The organism is Flavobacterium piscinae (genome assembly GCF_004122145.1).
GTDB classification, from domain to species: Bacteria; Bacteroidota; Bacteroidia; order Flavobacteriales; family Flavobacteriaceae; genus Flavobacterium; species Flavobacterium piscinae.
Map to the genome: position 1 here is coordinate 130,773 of NZ_SBKQ01000003.1, position 15,994 is coordinate 146,766.

Below are 15,994 nucleotides of genomic sequence, written 5' to 3' on the forward strand. Positions count from 1 at the left end.
ACTTATTATAAGAAAAGAAGAATCTGATGAGTTATGATAAAAACTAATTATAATTAACTTTCATTCTAAAATTTAATTGTTCCGTAAATTTTAAATATTCTATCATTGACGAATGATTTGATTCATTCTGAAAATATTTTATCTTCTCCCTTACATAATCACTTTCTGTATTAAAAGTATGTAAGAGTCCTGATTGTGGAATCTTATTTTCTTTAATAAAATTCATAAATAAACTATCTTCAATATACAAGTAATCTTTTACCGTATAAAAATCTTCGAATGATTCACTATGTGTAATTAGCTCCACTTTATAAATTTCACACAATAAAGTCCAACAATAAGTTTTTAATAAATCATTAATTTCAATTTCTGTACCTAAATATAGATATAATTTTGGCTTACTATATCGTCCATAATTAAGAAATTCTGGAATTGAGCTTAAATCAGATATCTTATCATTCAATATCACTTTCGCTTCAGAGTTGTTCTTAATTAAGTGAATAATCATAGAATTAGAGTGAGGTTTAAATCTGCTTTTTGATTGAAATCCAGTTAATTCATATGGCTCGGTTTTTGAAAGATTATCTTCATTGGTTCTAATAAATTTCATTTTGGCAAACTCTATAATACTGTCTGATATTATTGAAATGGGATACTTCTTTTCAATTCCATTTTTAAAATTTAATAAGATCGTATCATTTTTTTTCTTGTAGATAGCAATCTGTTTAAAGTTATGACTGCTTTGAATTATTAATGTATCTTTTTTAAAATATAATACATCAGGATAAATTGAGCTGTCTTTTACTTCATCAAAATGTATAGTCCAATAACCTTGTTCGTCTTGTTTACTTTCACAAGAAAAAATAATCAAACCTAAAATAACTATTGAAAATATTCTTTTCATATTAATACCTTATTTTAGAATTACAAACATTTAGCATAAAACAACTAAAATCTAAATTTATTAAGCATTTCATCTTTAAGCACCAACCCCCTAGCCCCGATTGCAATGGAAGCCTTGTGCAGTCAAAGCTGATTTTTTCTTGCTGACCCAAAGCGACCGGCGGAAGCTCTTGGGGCGGCTTAGAAAAAACAGCTTTAACAAACAAGCTTGGAATGGAAAGCGGGATTGGCTTCTAATAAAACTACTCCTTCACCACTTCCACCCACTGCCCCAAGGTTCGTGCCGCATACGTGTTGTCGTACATCGCTTCGGCTTGCATGCCGGGTAAATAGTAACGACCCAAATACGACGCATTCAACAGCACCCGGAATGTTCTGGACTCGTAGGCTTTGAGACCAAAATAGAAATTGGTGCGGTCGTCACGAATGTCAATATGGTCAGCTACATTGTTGCCAAAACTGCCAAAATCGGTGAAACGCGTATTCACAATTTCAAATCCGGACGGTAAAATTTGCGTCAACGCCACGTTTTCTATTCGTTCATTAGTTTGATTTCGAACAGTGATTTCAGCAATAAACTCAGTGCCTTGAGCAATTTTAGTCACGTTTATCGGTGCTCCGCTTCGGTTTTTGAAAACCAAATTGGTGAACAACTTACTTTGCATGGCTTTTTCCTGCCCGATTGGTAAAATGCCACTCGTTAGCACCCGCACATACAAGGTATTGGATTGGGTGTTTTTGAGCGTAATGGAATTGCTTCCGGTTTTGATTTCCAAATTTCGATTGGCCAACGATTTGGCGGTTTTAATATTTTGCGGTTTTCCATTAACGGAATACGTAACAGCTACCCCTTTTCCGCCGTTTTGTTGAGCAAATTTGGACATGGCATACAAACTATACGCCGTGGTTTGGGTGCTCATCCATTGATCAGAAGCCATATTTTTAGCCAAATCGGTTGCCATTTTGAACGCTCTCTGTTTGTTGCCAATTAAAATTAAGGCTTCCAATGCCATCGCTTTATTGCGGTCAGACGAGCCGTAATAGTAGTAATAATTGGGGTTGGAATCGTCAATTTTACTTTGGTTGAATACGCTCTGAGCCGCTTGTTTTTGGCCGGCCAAGGCATACGCAGCCGCTAAACGCAATTTACTTTCGTTGGAAATTCCTGTGGTTTCACGCAAACGGTTCATCGAAGCCATATCGGGTGAGCCGGCCAAAGCCAACGTATATAAGCGATAGGCTTGAGCAAAATCGTTTCCGTTTTTGGCAAATCGCCATTCTTTGGCTGTTTTTTGTTGGTATCCTATCCATTTGGCTTTGAAATTCAGTGGCAATACATAGCCTTTTTTCTCGGCTTCAATCAAGAAATGTCCTACGTAGGATGAACTCCAATCGTCGGCATAATTTTGTCCGCTCCAATATGAGAATCCGCCATTTGATATTTGGAAACCGCCTAATTTTTGAATGCCGATTTTGATGTTTTTCTGAATTTCGTTTTTGCGATTTTGGTCTAAATCGAAAATATCGGCCAAATACAATTGCGGAAACACACTCGACGTGGTTTGCTCCAAACAACCGTGTGGATACTGAATCAAATACTGTAATCTTCTGCTAAAATCAATGGTCGGGAAAGACGAAACTTCCAATTGAGCTTTGTTGCTTCCGGCGACACCAAAGGTAGAAACAGCTATTGTTTTTGAAGCATTGGGCTCTAACACAATATCGGTAAACTCATTCGTTATCGGATTTGGGTTTGTGATATCGAGTTCTACTTCGTATGTGGCTTTTTCGTTTCCGGAAGTGGCGATGATTTGTACTTTAGCCAATCCGGTGGCACTGCCGACTTCCAAATTGAAATACGCCATTTTTTCATCGGGTTGAGAAAAAGTCACACTTTGTGAACTGCTTCCCACTACTTTCACGCCGTTATTGGTTTTGATTTGTACGTTAACATTTTTCACTTGGGGTTCCATTGCAAAAAGGGTCACAGGTAACGTTACTTTTTCGGAAGGTGAAATTTTTCGTGGCAGCGAAGCCAATACCATCAACGGTTTTCGAACCGGAGTGGTTTTTTCAGCTGCTCCGTAAGCACTAGATTTTACATCGCCCGCCACTACCATCGTGCGAACCGAACCGACATAATTGGGTAGCTTGATTTGATGCGTTTTGCTTTGTCCTTTTTCCAACTTGAATGGTCCTAAATAAATGACCACCGGTTTAAAACGATTGGCTTTTTTGGCTTTACTTCCGCCTAAATCTTCATCCCCACCAATACTGAACACTTGGTTGATTCTTCCGCCGTATGCTCCAATTACGTCATCAAAAATATCCCAAGTTTTTACGCCTAATGCTTCACGCGTGTAGAAACTATTCCATGCGTTGGGAGTTTTGAAACGGGTCAAATCCAACAAACCATCATCTACAATAGCCAAAGTATAAGTCATGGCTTTTCCTGATTTTTCGCTTACACGGATACTGGTTTTGCTTTCCGGTTTCAACACTTCGGGCATACTGATTTGTGGTTCTAGAATCGTGTTTTTATCGATGACCTCTATTGGAACAATGCCATACAAACGAATAGGCGAATCATTCAAAGTGGACGCATGCGGTTGTAATAAGGTAATGTGGACAAACACGTTCGGAGCAATGTCGCCCGTAATTGGAATTTCCACTTTGGTTTCTCCTTTTTGTGTGGTTGCCCAAAGGGTTTTTACCACACGTGAACCATTTTCCAACGAAATTAAGGCTCTTCCTCCGGCACTCGATGGAAAGGAAATTTTGGCTTTTTCGCCTACGGAATAGTTCTTTTTATCCGTAGAAAATAGCAACATCGAAGCGTTGGAGGAATCGGTGTTTCGAGTTTTTCCCGACCAATACGGCCAATCAATCATTACGGTAGAACCGGTAGCGTGTCCACCCTCTTCATCCATTACTCGGATTAAATAGCGACCCCATTCATTTTCTTCGTTTTTGAATTGAATGCTGGCTTTGCCACTTGCATTCGTATTTACGGTGAAATTCTTAAACGCTGTTGTGGAATTAGACGACACATAGCTGGAAAGGTTATCATAACTCGCATCCCACCACCAACGCCATTCTACTTTATACACTTGTACTTTTAGGTTTTGAACTGCTTTTGGATTTCCTTTTTCATCTAAGGTTACAATGTCAAAGCGATTCATTTTTCCGGTTTCCAATAAACCGTAACGGTTTGGATCAGGCGTTTTAAGTCCAATATACGTTTGGTAAGGCGAAAGTGTCGCCGCCATCACATCGGTACTAAAATCGCCCCCGTTTTCATAGACTTTGGTCATCAAACTGGCTTTCAACATGCCGGGTGATTCGGTGCTTACTTTCGGTTGAAAACTGACGGTTGCTTTTCCTTCTGCATTTACTTTTCCGCTGAAAATATTGGTTTCTTCCGTTTCAAATTGCCGAATCGGGTCATCAAAATTGTAATTAGCAAATCCTTTGAACGTCGTTTTTTGTTGCATGATTTTGGCTTGCATTTCCATTTTGAGGTCTTTCGCTACAGCACCATGCAACCAAGCGACTTCCACTTGACTCGTATTGATTTTTGAGGTGGATAACATCTCAGCATTAAATTTGTTTTTGATTTTTAACCGGTTAGGTTTAATCGTTTCAATTTTGATGTTTTTGTAAAACCGAGCTCCACCGACACTGATTACCGCTTCCCAACTTCCGGTAGGATGAGCCTCACGAGTAGGAATGATAAATTTATAATGATTAAGTTCATTGTATTTTTGAACGGATTGAAACGTCAATTTTCCGGTAGGGTCATTCAATTTGAATTTAATCGGATGTGATTTATCCAATTTACTGGCAGCATCATTCAGCATAAACCCTAAAAACAAGGTATCACCGGGACGCCAAACGCCTCTTTCGCCATAAATATAGCCTTTGAGTCCTTTTTGTAATTTTTCACCGGATACATCAAAATTACTCACGGAGAGCGAATAGCCTTCATCTAACTTCACATAAGTAGCTTGTTTATCTTTGGAAACAATAGCAAAAAAGGCATATTTATCCACTTGAAACGAAGTCATTCCTTCCGCATTAGTGTTTCCGGATGCTAATTTTTGTTGTTGAAAATCATACAATTCTACTTTTGCTCCGCTTATTGGTTGTGTCGTAACAATGTTGGTAACCGCCAAAGTATAAGAACCGTTTTCCCCACGTTTGGCAATTACACCCAAATCGGAAGCCAATACATTCATGCCGATTGGACCACGACGGTAATAATCTAATTCGCATGGGTCTTGACTGTCATACCAATCGTAATCATCATACCAATAATAATCGTAATAATCGTCATCGTTGGAACGCACTTCTTCACTTTCTTCTTCACTATCGGATTCCGATTCCGTTACAGAATTACTACAACTGTACAAAGAATAACTTTTTTTGAACGACATTTCCACCCGATAAATCGCACCTGGTTCGGGAGTGATAATTTTAGATAAATCAATAGCAAATGTGTTCCACTTACTGTAATTGGGTAATTTTTTATCTAACAAATTAATTGTTTGTTTGGCTACAGGCGAAGCAACTTTTCGCAGGTTTCGCTTGCCGTTCAAATTGTTGTCTTGTAAGAATTGAAGAATGTTGTTTTTGTAGATTTTATATACTTTGACATCCACCGCTTTTAAGTTGGCCGATTCAAAATTGATTTTTAAATTGTTAGAACTCGGTAAAATCGTTCCATTTTTCACAAATCGAATATTGGGTTTCATTTCGTTGAACGCCACACGTTGCGAATGCGTTTCTTTCATTTTATAGCCTTCGTCGCTCGAAATTCCCTGAAAAACTTCTACCAACAAATCGCCTTTGAGTGGTTCACTAAAAAAGACTTTAAGTAAATTACCTTCGATAATAAATTTAGAAGTTTGAGCCAATTCAACCGCCACTAATCCTTGTAAATCCTGTCCTTTTTTGATAGGGTCAGAAAAATTAATGAACAACGATTGATTGTCTTCATCGCCTACTTCCATTCCAACAATTTTAAAATTGTTTTTGCCCGGAATGTCATACTCTACACTTCCTTTTTGGTCGATGTTGAACGGTTTTCCGTTCCATGAAATAGTGATTTTACTGTCTTCAACTTTACGTTGAATGCTATCGATGATGAATTTGAATTCGGTTTTCGTGCTAAGCGATTTATCGAACTTCATTTTTAATTTCTTCCCGTCTTGTGTAGCCTCTACCAATTGTGAAGCCGTTTCAAAATCCATCCAATCACTGGTTTGAATGGTTCCGTTTAAATAATTCAACTCTCGGCTATACGATTGTAAATCCAAAAGGTTCACTGTAAAATCTTGTTTGACTGTTTTAACAGAAAACTTAAATTCTTCCAATCCTTTTTCCGTTTTGATAAGCTTGGCTAATTTGAAAATAATACGATATTCGGTGTCTTGTTCCAATGGTTTTTCAGGCACAAAAGCAATAGTGTTGGTCGCCAATGCAACCATTTTACCTTTAATACTCGGAGAAATGTCAAATAAACCCGCATCAATTTCCTGATTCGGCTGCCATTCTGTTTTGTCAAACGCTAACGTCACCCTGATGTCCGAGTGAGCCGATTGCAATCCGGAACTAAAACTAAGGATATAGTTTTCGTACTTCGAAAAATCAGAATTGAATTCTTCGGTAGAAACTTTTTTGCCACAAGAGTGTAGCACAACAACCGCAACAAAAAGTTGCATCAAACGTTGGATTGACATTGTTCAAAAAGATTAAAAATGAAACGAAAAAGGTGTGGGTACTTATTGACGATAACACAAAAAGTATTCCAAATATTGTGTTAAAGTTAATTATTTTTTAAGAAGAATTTTTGGAATAAATTATTTCCGTTTGGAGGCGAAAAAACGCACCATTAAATCGGAGGCTTCATCAGCTAAAACCCCTGAAACCACCTCTGTTTTCGGGTGAAGTTGCGTGCCCATCGTCATAAAACCGCGTTGTTCGTCACGGGCTCCAAAAACGATTTTAGTAATCTGACTCCAATACAACGCACCGGCACACATTTGACAAGGTTCTAAAGTAACGTAAAGCGTGCATCCTTTTAAATATTTTCCGCCTAAGAAATTGGCAGCTGAGGTAATGGCTTGCATTTCGGCATGAGCCGTCACATCGTGGAGCAATTCGGTTAAATTATGCGTTCTAGCGATGATTTTATTATCCACCACAATTACGGCACCAACAGGAATCTCGCCTTTTTCAAAAGCAATTTCAGCTTCTTGCAAAGCTTTTTTCATGAAATAGTTATCGTTGAAAGGATTTTCCATAGAAACAAAAATACAATTTCAATTCGTACATTTGTGCTATGGTTGAATATTTACTGCAACATATCGAATTTCCTTCGGATTTACGAAAACTAAAGGTAAATCAGTTGCCGCAATTGGCTCAGGAATTACGCGACTTTATCATTGATATTGTTTCCGTAAAAGAGGGGCATTTGGGTGCAAGTTTAGGTGTGGTGGAATTGACCATTGCTTTGCACTATGTCTTCAATACACCTAATGATTTATTGGTTTGGGATGTAGGTCATCAAGCCTACGGTCATAAAATTTTAACCGGTCGAAAATCGGTTTTTCATACCAATAGGCAATGGAATGGCATTTCAGGATTTCCTAAACGAAGTGAAAGTGATTATGACACATTTGGTGTCGGGCATTCTTCTACTTCTATTTCAGCCGCTTTGGGAATGGCGATTGCTTCCCAATTAAAAGAGGAAGACAAACATCATATTGCGGTGATTGGCGATGCATCGATTGCCAGCGGAATGGCATTTGAAGGCTTGAATCACGCCGGGGTGACTGATGCTAATTTATTAGTAATATTAAATGACAACGCAATTGGAATTGATCCAAGCGTTGGAGCGTTAAAAAATTATCTTACGGCTGTCAAAGAGGGAAAAAATCCGAAAGTCAACAATATGATCAAATCATTGAATTTTGATTATTCAGGACCTATTGACGGTCATGATCTTTTTGCGTTGATTTCGGAATTGGAACGGCTGAAGAAAGTAAAAGGACCGAAGTTTCTGCACGTCATCACCACTAAAGGAAAAGGATTGCAAAAAGCAGAAGAAGATCAAGTGAAATACCATGCTCCGGGGAAATTTGATAAAATTACCGGAGAAATTCATTTAAAAGAAGAAAGTCATTTACCTCCAAAATTTCAAGATGTTTTTGGGTTGACGTTGGTGGAATTGGCCGAGCAAAACGAAAAAATTATTGGTATTACACCTGCCATGCCAACCGGAAGTTCCCTCAAATTCATGATGGATACGTTCCCGGAAAGAGCTTTTGATGTGGGTATTGCCGAACAACATGCCGTGACATTATCAGCAGGGATGGCTACGCAAGGAATGGTTGTTTTTTGCAACATTTATTCCACTTTTTTGCAACGGGCTTATGACCAAGTAATTCATGATGTGGCGTTGCAAAATTTACCGGTTATTTTTTGTTTAGACCGAGCCGGTTTAGTTGGTGAAGATGGAGCAACGCATCACGGCGTTTTTGATTTGGCGTATTTGCGATGCATCCCGAATATGATCATTTTCTCACCAAGAAATGAAATTGAATTACGAAATATACTTTACACCGCTCAATTGGGATTAAATCATCCCATCTCAATTCGTTATCCGAGAGGAAGAGGCGAAATAGTCGATTGGCAACAACCGCTTCAAAAAATTGAAATTGGAAAAGCAACTTTGTTGAAAAAAGGGTCAAAAGTAGCCATTTTATCGAATGGATTTATTGGAAGAAATGTAACTTTATCCTTTGCCGAAATAGATAATGCAGAGCTTTTTTCGCACTATGATTTTCCTTTTATAAAACCGTTAGACGAAGAAATGTTACATCAAATTTTCTCGAATTATGAAAGCCTCATAACGATTGAAGATGGCACCATCATTGGTGGATTTGGTTCGAGTATTGCGGAATTCAAATCAAAATATAACTACAAAAATGATGTTCAAATACTAGGAATTCCTGACCAATTTATTGAGCAAGGAACTATTGAAGAACTACAACCTTATTGTGAAATTAATGTGAAAAGTCTGGTTTCAATTTTGTCAACTTATTGAAAATGGTCAATTTTGCAATTCCTAATCAACTTTAAATATAAATGAGGTATTATCTGCTTTTTTTATTTTTTCCTGTTTCGCAATTACTTTTTTCTCAAACACTTGTTACTGAAAGCGATACAATTCCAAGAGATACTACATATTGGACAAAAAAGAACATTACCGGTTTAGATTTTAGTCAAATTGCTTTCATGAATTGGAATGCAGGGGGGAATAGTTCAGTTTCAGGACTTTTGAAAGGAGACTTTTCCAGAAAATATGTTCGAGGGAACGTCATTTGGAATAATGAAATGTCACTTCGATATGGTGTCAATAAGCAAGAAGGTAGGGAACTGAGAAAAACAGACGATGCTTTTTCATTACTTTCCAATTACGGATATAAAAAAGACCCCATTTCAAACTGGTATTATTCTGCCCGATTTAGTTTCAATACACAGTTTACGGATGGATATGCCTATCCGAATACTGAGGATCCTATATCAAGATTATTTGCTCCGGCATATCTTTTTTTGGGAATTGGTTCAGAATATAACCGGAAGGAATTGAATATGAATTTTTATTTCTCCCCTTTAACCGTAAAAACCACACTTGTTTTAGATCAACGCTTGGCAGATTTAGGATCTTTTGGGGTTTCAAAAGCAATTTTTGATGAAGAAGGTAACTTATTACGAAGAGGTCGAAAATCGAGAACAGAATTCGGTTTGCTTTTTACTAGTTATTGGAAAAAAGAATTCTATAAAAATATGTTTTTTGAAAATAGACTTTCTTTGTATTCTGATTATATCAACAAGTTTGGTAATATTGATGTTGATTGGCAATTGAATGTAGATTTAGTTGTTAATCAATATTTTAAAGCCAACGTAGGTATTCATTTGATTTATGATGATGATATTAAAGCCAAAGAAGAAATTGCTGGAGAACAAGTGATTGTTGGTCCAAAAATACAACTTAAACAAGCTTTAGGAATTGGTGTTACTTATGCTTTCTAACTATTATTAGAAGAAATAATCTTATTCAACAAAACTGCGTTTCCATCCGTTAACAAAGAAATAAAATGTGAAATATGCAGTAATCGTTCGTATAAATTTGCTTTCTCCACTTGGTATTTTTCAGGCAAAAGTTTCAACAACAATTGATCGTAATTTGACATTTTCCCTTCATGCTTGTTATTAAATGCAGTAATAAATTTATCCAACAAGTTATTGATGATATGATATCCGGTAATCTCTTTTTGAATGACTTCTTGACTTTGGTATATCTTTTTGACACTCAATTTGATGATATCATCCATTTGGGCTTTGTATTTGCTTTTGTCAGTTAACGCGTACGGGAATTTTCCTTGCAAAATAGCTTCTTCGTTTTCGATAAAAACACGAACAGCATCATTAATTAAGCTCCCAATTGCCAAGGCTCGCAAATAACTTATTCGGTCTTCTTTTGTGGTTAAGGAGTTATATTTAGATGAATCAATACTATCTTTTACTAATTTTATTAAATATTCTAAAGCAAAATCCTCCTCTACTAATCCTAAATTAATTCCGTCTTCAAAGTCGATAATGGTGTAACAAATATCGTCTGCAGCCTCTACTAAATAGGCTAACGGATGACGTTCATAGCCTATGTCTTCGCCTGATTTATTTGGAATTAAGCCCAATTCCTCTGCTACTTCTTTAAAAAAGGGTTTATCTTGTTGAAAGAATCCATACTTTTTATCAGCAATGGCATTGGTCGGTTTTTTAGGTAAGCTTTCTTTGGGGTATTTCATAAAAGCACCTAATGTAGCATACGAAATTCGCAATCCCCCTTCGATACCGGCACGATTTCCGGTTAAAACTGAAAAACCATTGGCATTTCCTTCAAAATCGATTAAATCCTGCCATTCTTTTTCCGTGAGTTGGTCTTTGTATTGCTGACCGTTTCCGGTCTTAAAATATTCTCCTATCGCTTTTTCGCCTGAATGTCCGAAAGGTGGATTTCCGATATCGTGAGCCAAGCAAGCTGCGGCCACAATGGCTCCAAAATCGTTCATATGAAAACCATGAGCCTCTTTGAGATAGGGATATTTTTCGATGATTTTTTTCCCCACTAATCGTCCGATGGAGCGGCCGACAACGGAAACTTCCAAACTATGTGTCAAACGTGTGTGAACAAAATCGGTTTTTGAAAGCGGAATAACTTGCGTTTTATCTTGCAGGCTTCGAAACGCTGCCGAAAAAATGATTCGGTCATAATCTACTTCAAAACCCAAACGGGTGTCGTCTTGTTCTATTCTAAGTCGTTTTCCTTTATCGCCTTGACGTTTTAAGGATAAAAGTTGTTCCCACTTCATAGTTTAATTTTATAATATCTAGTATATTCTAAAGGTGTTTTTTCATGCAAATACTATTTTCAACCCCGCTGTATTGTCCATAGTTTTCAATTAGCTGATAGCCCATTTTTTGATATAAAGAAATGGCAACTTTTAACTCTACACCGGTTTCAAGAATAGCTATAGAATAATTTTCTTCTCTTGCCCAATTTTCCAATTCAGTTAAAATTGTTTTTGCTATTCCTTTTCCTCTTTGTTCTGGAAAGGTAAACATTCTTTTTATTTCTATTGTTTCAGAATCGTATTCTTTGTAAGCCCCAATGCCAACAGGAATTGTATTTTCATACGCTATTAGTGCATTTTTTAATAAATTCGATTTATTGTATTGGGAATAAAATGCATGGTCTTCTCCATCAATCTCCTGTAAATAAGCATCGAGTTGAACTACCAAACTTTGAAAATCTGTATGATCTGATGTTGTGCGAAGTAAATCAATCATTGAACTTACTTTTTGTCGTTTGCTAAGAAGAATATTTTAGATTTCTTTGGGTATTGATTATAACTGATATCGCTTGGGTTTTCAATTACCGATTTAATATTAATTTCGTCGCCGAGATTGAAATTGGCTTCGGTATATTTGTAGTCTAACAAATATTCTCCACAGAAATAATTCCCCTTCTCATCCTTTTCGATGATGCCGGTGTAGATTCCTTTTTTATCTTTTGACATGATTGTTGAATTGATTTTCAAATGTACGAATTGAAAGTTGAAATAAGAAGAATTTGAAAGGAATTGGTTTCGAAGTCGGTTATAGCCCCGATAGTAGTGAAAAGCCTTTTGCAGGATTGTTGCATTTTTTCTTGGTAAAAAAGAGCGACCTTGGGAGCTACTTTTTTGACTTAGAAAAAAGCAACAAGACAAAAAAGCTTGTAACGAATAGCGGAAAATAGCTTCAAAAAAAAAGTCACACATTGCTGTATGACTTTAGTCTTTGTTATTTTTAAAAAGATTAATCGGCTAGAACGATTACTTTATTGTCTTTCATTTCGATTGTTCCCGAAGCAATTTCCAATGTATAAGTTTGGTCATTTACTTTGGCAAACTTTCCGGCTACCTCTTTGTTTATTTTGAAACTTGGAGCAAAAATTTTTATAGTTCCTTGCTTTAAAATAGAAACGATAGGTGCGTGATTATTTAAAATTTGAAAGGATCCGTCAACACCCGGTAGGGTGATTGAGTTGATTTCGCCTTTAAATAAAGTGGCTTCCGGGGATACTATTTCTAAAATCATTTTATTTAGTTTACAGTCTCAGTTTGCAGTCTCAGTCCTGAAAACTGAAAACTGAAAACTGACAACTTGATTATGCTTCTGCTAACATTTTTTGTCCGGCTTCGATGGCATCTTCAATGGTTCCTTTCAAGTTGAAAGCGGCCTCAGGAAGATGATCTAATTCTCCGTCCATAATCATGTTGAATCCTTTGATCGTGTCTTTAATATCAACTAAAACTCCCGGGATACCAGTAAACTGCTCTGCCACGTGGAAAGGTTGAGACAAGAAACGTTGCACACGACGAGCACGTGACACAGCTAATTTATCTTCTTCCGATAACTCTTCCATACCTAGGATAGCAATAATATCTTGTAATTGTTTGTACTTTTGAAGAATTTCTTTCACTCTTTGAGCACAATTGTAGTGATCATCTCCTAAGATAAGCGGTGTTAAGATACGCGACGTAGAATCCAACGGATCCACTGCCGGATAAATTCCTAACTCAGCAATTTTACGAGACAATACGGTTGTTGCATCTAAGTGAGCGAAAGTTGTAGCAGGAGCCGGGTCGGTTAAGTCATCCGCAGGAACGTATACCGCTTGTACAGAAGTAATCGAACCTTTTTTGGTTGATGTAATACGCTCTTGCATCGCACCCATCTCGGTTGCTAGTGTTGGTTGGTAACCTACCGCTGACGGCATACGACCTAAAAGAGCCGATACCTCAGAACCTGCTTGAGTAAAACGGAAGATGTTATCTACGAAGAAAAGTACATCTTTTCCTTGGTCAGATCCAGCACCATCACGGAAATACTCAGCAATAGAAAGACCTGATAAAGCCACACGAGCACGTGCTCCCGGTGGTTCGTTCATCTGACCGAATACGAAAGTAGCTTTAGACTCTCTCATACCTATTTTATCTACTTTGGTTAAATCCCATCCACCATTTTCCATAGAGTGCATGAAATCTTCTCCATATTTAATAATTCCTGACTCTAACATCTCACGAAGTAAGTCATTTCCTTCACGCGTTCTTTCTCCTACACCAGCAAATACAGAAAGACCTCCGTGACCTTTTGCAATATTGTTGATTAATTCTTGAATCAATACGGTTTTACCTACACCGGCACCACCGAACAAACCAATTTTTCCTCCTTTTGCATAAGGCTCGATAAGGTCAATTACTTTGATCCCTGTGAATAAAACTTCCGTTGAAGTTGATAATTGGTCAAATTTTGGTGCTGGTCTATGGATAGAAATTCCATTATCACCAGATTTTGGCAAATCTCCTAATCCGTCGATGGCATCACCAATAACGTTGAAAAGTCTTCCGTAAACGTCTGGTCCAATTGGCATTTGAATTGGAGCACCGGTTCCTTCTACCTCTGTTCCACGACTTAAACCATCGGTAGAGTCCATAGAGATAGTTCTAACGGTGTCTTCACCAATATGAGATTGAACTTCTAATACCAATTTAGAACCGTCTTTTTTAATGATTTCTAACGAATCATAAATTTTTGGTAAATCGGCAACTTTAGAATCGAACACTACGTCTACAACCGGTCCGATGATTTGGGCAACTTTTCCTATTACTTTTGACATTGCTTATGTATTTATTTAATAGCTATTTATGTTTATGAAAAACACGTCTTTTTTCAGAGTGCAAAGATAATTTTTAAAAATATATAATCAATAGTAAATGGATGTTTTTTTTAGGTTTTTTTGAAGTATTCGAAGTAATGCTTCTCAAGACCTAAAAATAGTGTAGAAAAATAAAAAAACCACCTGTATTAGAGGTGGTTTTGATAATATTTAATCTAATTAAAAGTTTGCTGAATTTTGGGGATACAATATTCTGTAATCACCTATATTAACCCCTTTAAAGTTTGAACCATACGTTGCGTTAATTGCTTCAAAAAATTTATTAGCAATTAATGCATAGCCTCTTGGGCTAGGATGAACTCCGTCTAATGAAAACCCTCCTCCAGTTACAAAGTTTGAAGTAACTGTAAAGTTATTAGCTGTAATCCCTCCGTTTGAAACTTGATTTAAAAGTGAATTAGCATCAACAAAAGCAAGTCCTTTAGCTGAAGCTAAAGATTGAATAGTTGCATTAAAAGCGTCAGTTGCAGTTTTGACTTGAGCAGTCTCATCAGCTGTCAACACTGTGTTATCTTGCATTGGATAAGAAACTCCAACAGTGTTAAATGGTGCCGGAGCAGCTGATGTGGTCGTTCCAATCAATCCGCTAGCGGTTAAAACAATATAATCTCTCGAACCCGATGCATTACTGGCGTGTCTTGTTTGTCCAAACAAATTCCCTAAGAAAGCCGCTGTAGGAGCTCCATAAATAGGCGTAAGTGCTGCTGTTATTTGAGCTGAAATATTGATTAAGGATTCATCAACTATTAACAAAGGATTTGCCTCAACAGTAGCCGAATTTCCATCATCAGCCAACAATGTTACATAACGAGCCGGTAATCCTGCCCCTGCAAGAGCTGCATTGATTCCACCAAATAATTGATTTAATGAAGTTGCATTAGCACTTGGCAATCCTGGTATTGGGTTGGTAGGAACAGTAGTAAAATATGGAACTGAAGTAACATCAGGAATATTAGCTACAATCCCTTTGGCTCCTCCTGCAGTTAGTCCATCTAAAATAGTGGAATAAACGCTTGCAAAAACGGTTGGGTCTGTAATATCATTTCCACCATAAGTAGCTGGGTTTAAATTTCCTAATTGATTTGTACCGGCTCCTCCAGAGGTGGCATAACCTAATACATCATTATTTCCAATCCATAATGAAAAAAATGTTGGGTTTTGAGCAACTGCATCTCCTAATACTGTTGCAGACGGAGAAGATGCAAAGCGAACATAGTAAGGATTAGATTGTCCTAAAGCTACACCTGCAACGTTTCCGTAACCAGGAGCTACCAAATGATAACTTTTTGCTCCTGGAACACCCATGTTATTAAAAGGTCCTGACAAAACAGTTGAAACCTCTGTCGAAGGAATTTCTGATACCGGAACCGGACCAGAACCATTAAAATATAGTCTTGGACCTGCAATTAGATTTCCTCCTAGGAGTAATCCACCAACGTTATCATTCATGAACGGAATTTTGAATTCTCCACCACCCACTAAGGCAAATTGACTTGCTAAAATGGCCGGAAATGAATTCGTTTGTCCTTCTATAAAAAGGGCATTGTCACTATATCCTGCTGTTAATGAATTTCCTAAAGAAACATATTTAGAAAAATCAGCAGAACCAGCAGTTAAAGGTAATCCATCAGCAGTTTCATTAACAACTACTGTATCGTCGTCACTACATGCTATCATGGTCATAGCAACCAATAAAAGCCATTTATTATTTTTTATCATTTTCATATAAATTTAAATTCG

The 15,994-nt window shown here is 37.1% G+C and carries 11 protein-coding genes; 2 read left to right on the top strand and 9 right to left on the bottom strand.

Translation table 11 applies throughout. The annotated features are described in order from the left end of the window. Positions 1-43: 43 nt before the first annotated feature. The 3 genes from EQG68_RS03560 to EQG68_RS03570 all read right to left on the bottom strand — a co-directional run bounded on the left by EQG68_RS03560 (position 44) and on the right by EQG68_RS03570 (position 7,208). Positions 44-904 (bottom strand): hypothetical protein, encoded by an 861-nt coding sequence (locus EQG68_RS03560; protein ID WP_129463410.1) that lies wholly within the window; start codon positions 902-904, stop codon positions 44-46. A gap of 241 nt (positions 905-1,145) precedes the next feature. Next, positions 1,146-6,644 carry an alpha-2-macroglobulin family protein gene (locus tag EQG68_RS03565; protein WP_129463411.1) on the bottom strand — a complete coding sequence of 1,833 codons (5,499 nt, stop codon included), beginning with the start codon at positions 6,642-6,644 and terminating at the stop codon, positions 1,146-1,148. A 120-nt stretch (positions 6,645-6,764) separates the two neighbouring features. After that, positions 6,765-7,208, bottom strand: a complete 444-nt coding sequence (locus tag EQG68_RS03570) for a nucleoside deaminase (protein ID WP_129463412.1) — start codon at positions 7,206-7,208, stop codon at positions 6,765-6,767. 38 nt (positions 7,209-7,246) lie between these two features. Here EQG68_RS03570 and EQG68_RS03575 point away from each other — a divergent pair, with 38 nt between their 5' ends. After that, complete coding sequence (locus EQG68_RS03575; protein WP_129463413.1) at positions 7,247-9,013, top strand: 1-deoxy-D-xylulose-5-phosphate synthase; 1,767 nt, start codon at positions 7,247-7,249, stop codon at positions 9,011-9,013. Positions 9,014-9,054: 41 nt separating this feature from the next. Next, entirely contained in the window at positions 9,055-10,002 is a 948-nt protein-coding gene (locus tag EQG68_RS03580) for a DUF3078 domain-containing protein (protein WP_129463414.1), read from the top strand. Here the strand turns inward: EQG68_RS03580 and EQG68_RS03585 are convergent. The 6 genes from EQG68_RS03585 to EQG68_RS03610 all read right to left on the bottom strand — a co-directional run bounded on the left by EQG68_RS03585 (position 9,999) and on the right by EQG68_RS03610 (position 15,973). Next, positions 9,999-11,342 carry a deoxyguanosinetriphosphate triphosphohydrolase gene (locus EQG68_RS03585; protein ID WP_129463415.1) on the bottom strand — a complete coding sequence of 448 codons (1,344 nt, stop codon included), beginning with the start codon at positions 11,340-11,342 and terminating at the stop codon, positions 9,999-10,001. The genes EQG68_RS03580 and EQG68_RS03585 overlap by 4 nt on opposite strands. A 28-nt stretch (positions 11,343-11,370) precedes the next feature. Beyond that, positions 11,371-11,820: a GNAT family N-acetyltransferase gene (locus tag EQG68_RS03590; protein ID WP_129463416.1), complete on the bottom strand. Its 450-nt coding sequence runs from the start codon at positions 11,818-11,820 to the stop codon at positions 11,371-11,373. A 5-nt stretch (positions 11,821-11,825) separates the two neighbouring features. Next, positions 11,826-12,050: a hypothetical protein gene (locus EQG68_RS03595; protein WP_129463417.1), complete on the bottom strand. Its 225-nt coding sequence runs from the start codon at positions 12,048-12,050 to the stop codon at positions 11,826-11,828. Positions 12,051-12,330: 280 nt separating this feature from the next. Continuing rightward, positions 12,331-12,612, bottom strand: coding sequence for a F0F1 ATP synthase subunit epsilon (locus tag EQG68_RS03600; RefSeq protein ID WP_129463418.1), 282 nt, complete (start codon positions 12,610-12,612; stop codon positions 12,331-12,333). A gap of 70 nt (positions 12,613-12,682) precedes the next feature. After that, positions 12,683-14,194 (bottom strand): F0F1 ATP synthase subunit beta, encoded by a 1,512-nt coding sequence (gene atpD / locus EQG68_RS03605; protein WP_129463419.1) that lies wholly within the window; start codon positions 14,192-14,194, stop codon positions 12,683-12,685. 219 nt (positions 14,195-14,413) lie between these two features. Then, entirely contained in the window at positions 14,414-15,973 is a 1,560-nt protein-coding gene (locus tag EQG68_RS03610; RefSeq protein ID WP_129463562.1) for an SGNH/GDSL hydrolase family protein, read from the bottom strand. Between the last annotated feature and the right edge of the window lie 21 nt (positions 15,974-15,994).

Bases quoted from the DNA above. Each gene is read 5' to 3' on its own strand.
- EQG68_RS03560 (WP_129463410.1), bottom strand. From the start codon at position 904: ATGAAAAGAATATTTTCAATAGTTATTTTAGGTTTGATTATTTTTTCT.
- EQG68_RS03565 (WP_129463411.1), bottom strand. From the start codon at position 6,644: ATGTCAATCCAACGTTTGATGCAACTTTTTGTTGCGGTTGTTGTGCTA.
- EQG68_RS03570 (WP_129463412.1), bottom strand. From the start codon at position 7,208: ATGGAAAATCCTTTCAACGATAACTATTTCATGAAAAAAGCTTTGCAA.
- EQG68_RS03575 (WP_129463413.1), top strand. From the start codon at position 7,247: ATGGTTGAATATTTACTGCAACATATCGAATTTCCTTCGGATTTACGA.
- EQG68_RS03580 (WP_129463414.1), top strand. From the start codon at position 9,055: ATGAGGTATTATCTGCTTTTTTTATTTTTTCCTGTTTCGCAATTACTT.
- EQG68_RS03585 (WP_129463415.1), bottom strand. From the start codon at position 11,342: ATGAAGTGGGAACAACTTTTATCCTTAAAACGTCAAGGCGATAAAGGA.
- EQG68_RS03590 (WP_129463416.1), bottom strand. From the start codon at position 11,820: ATGATTGATTTACTTCGCACAACATCAGATCATACAGATTTTCAAAGT.
- EQG68_RS03595 (WP_129463417.1), bottom strand. From the start codon at position 12,050: ATGTCAAAAGATAAAAAAGGAATCTACACCGGCATCATCGAAAAGGAT.
- EQG68_RS03600 (WP_129463418.1), bottom strand. From the start codon at position 12,612: ATGATTTTAGAAATAGTATCCCCGGAAGCCACTTTATTTAAAGGCGAA.
- atpD (WP_129463419.1), bottom strand. From the start codon at position 14,194: ATGTCAAAAGTAATAGGAAAAGTTGCCCAAATCATCGGACCGGTTGTA.
- EQG68_RS03610 (WP_129463562.1), bottom strand. From the start codon at position 15,973: ATGATAAAAAATAATAAATGGCTTTTATTGGTTGCTATGACCATGATA.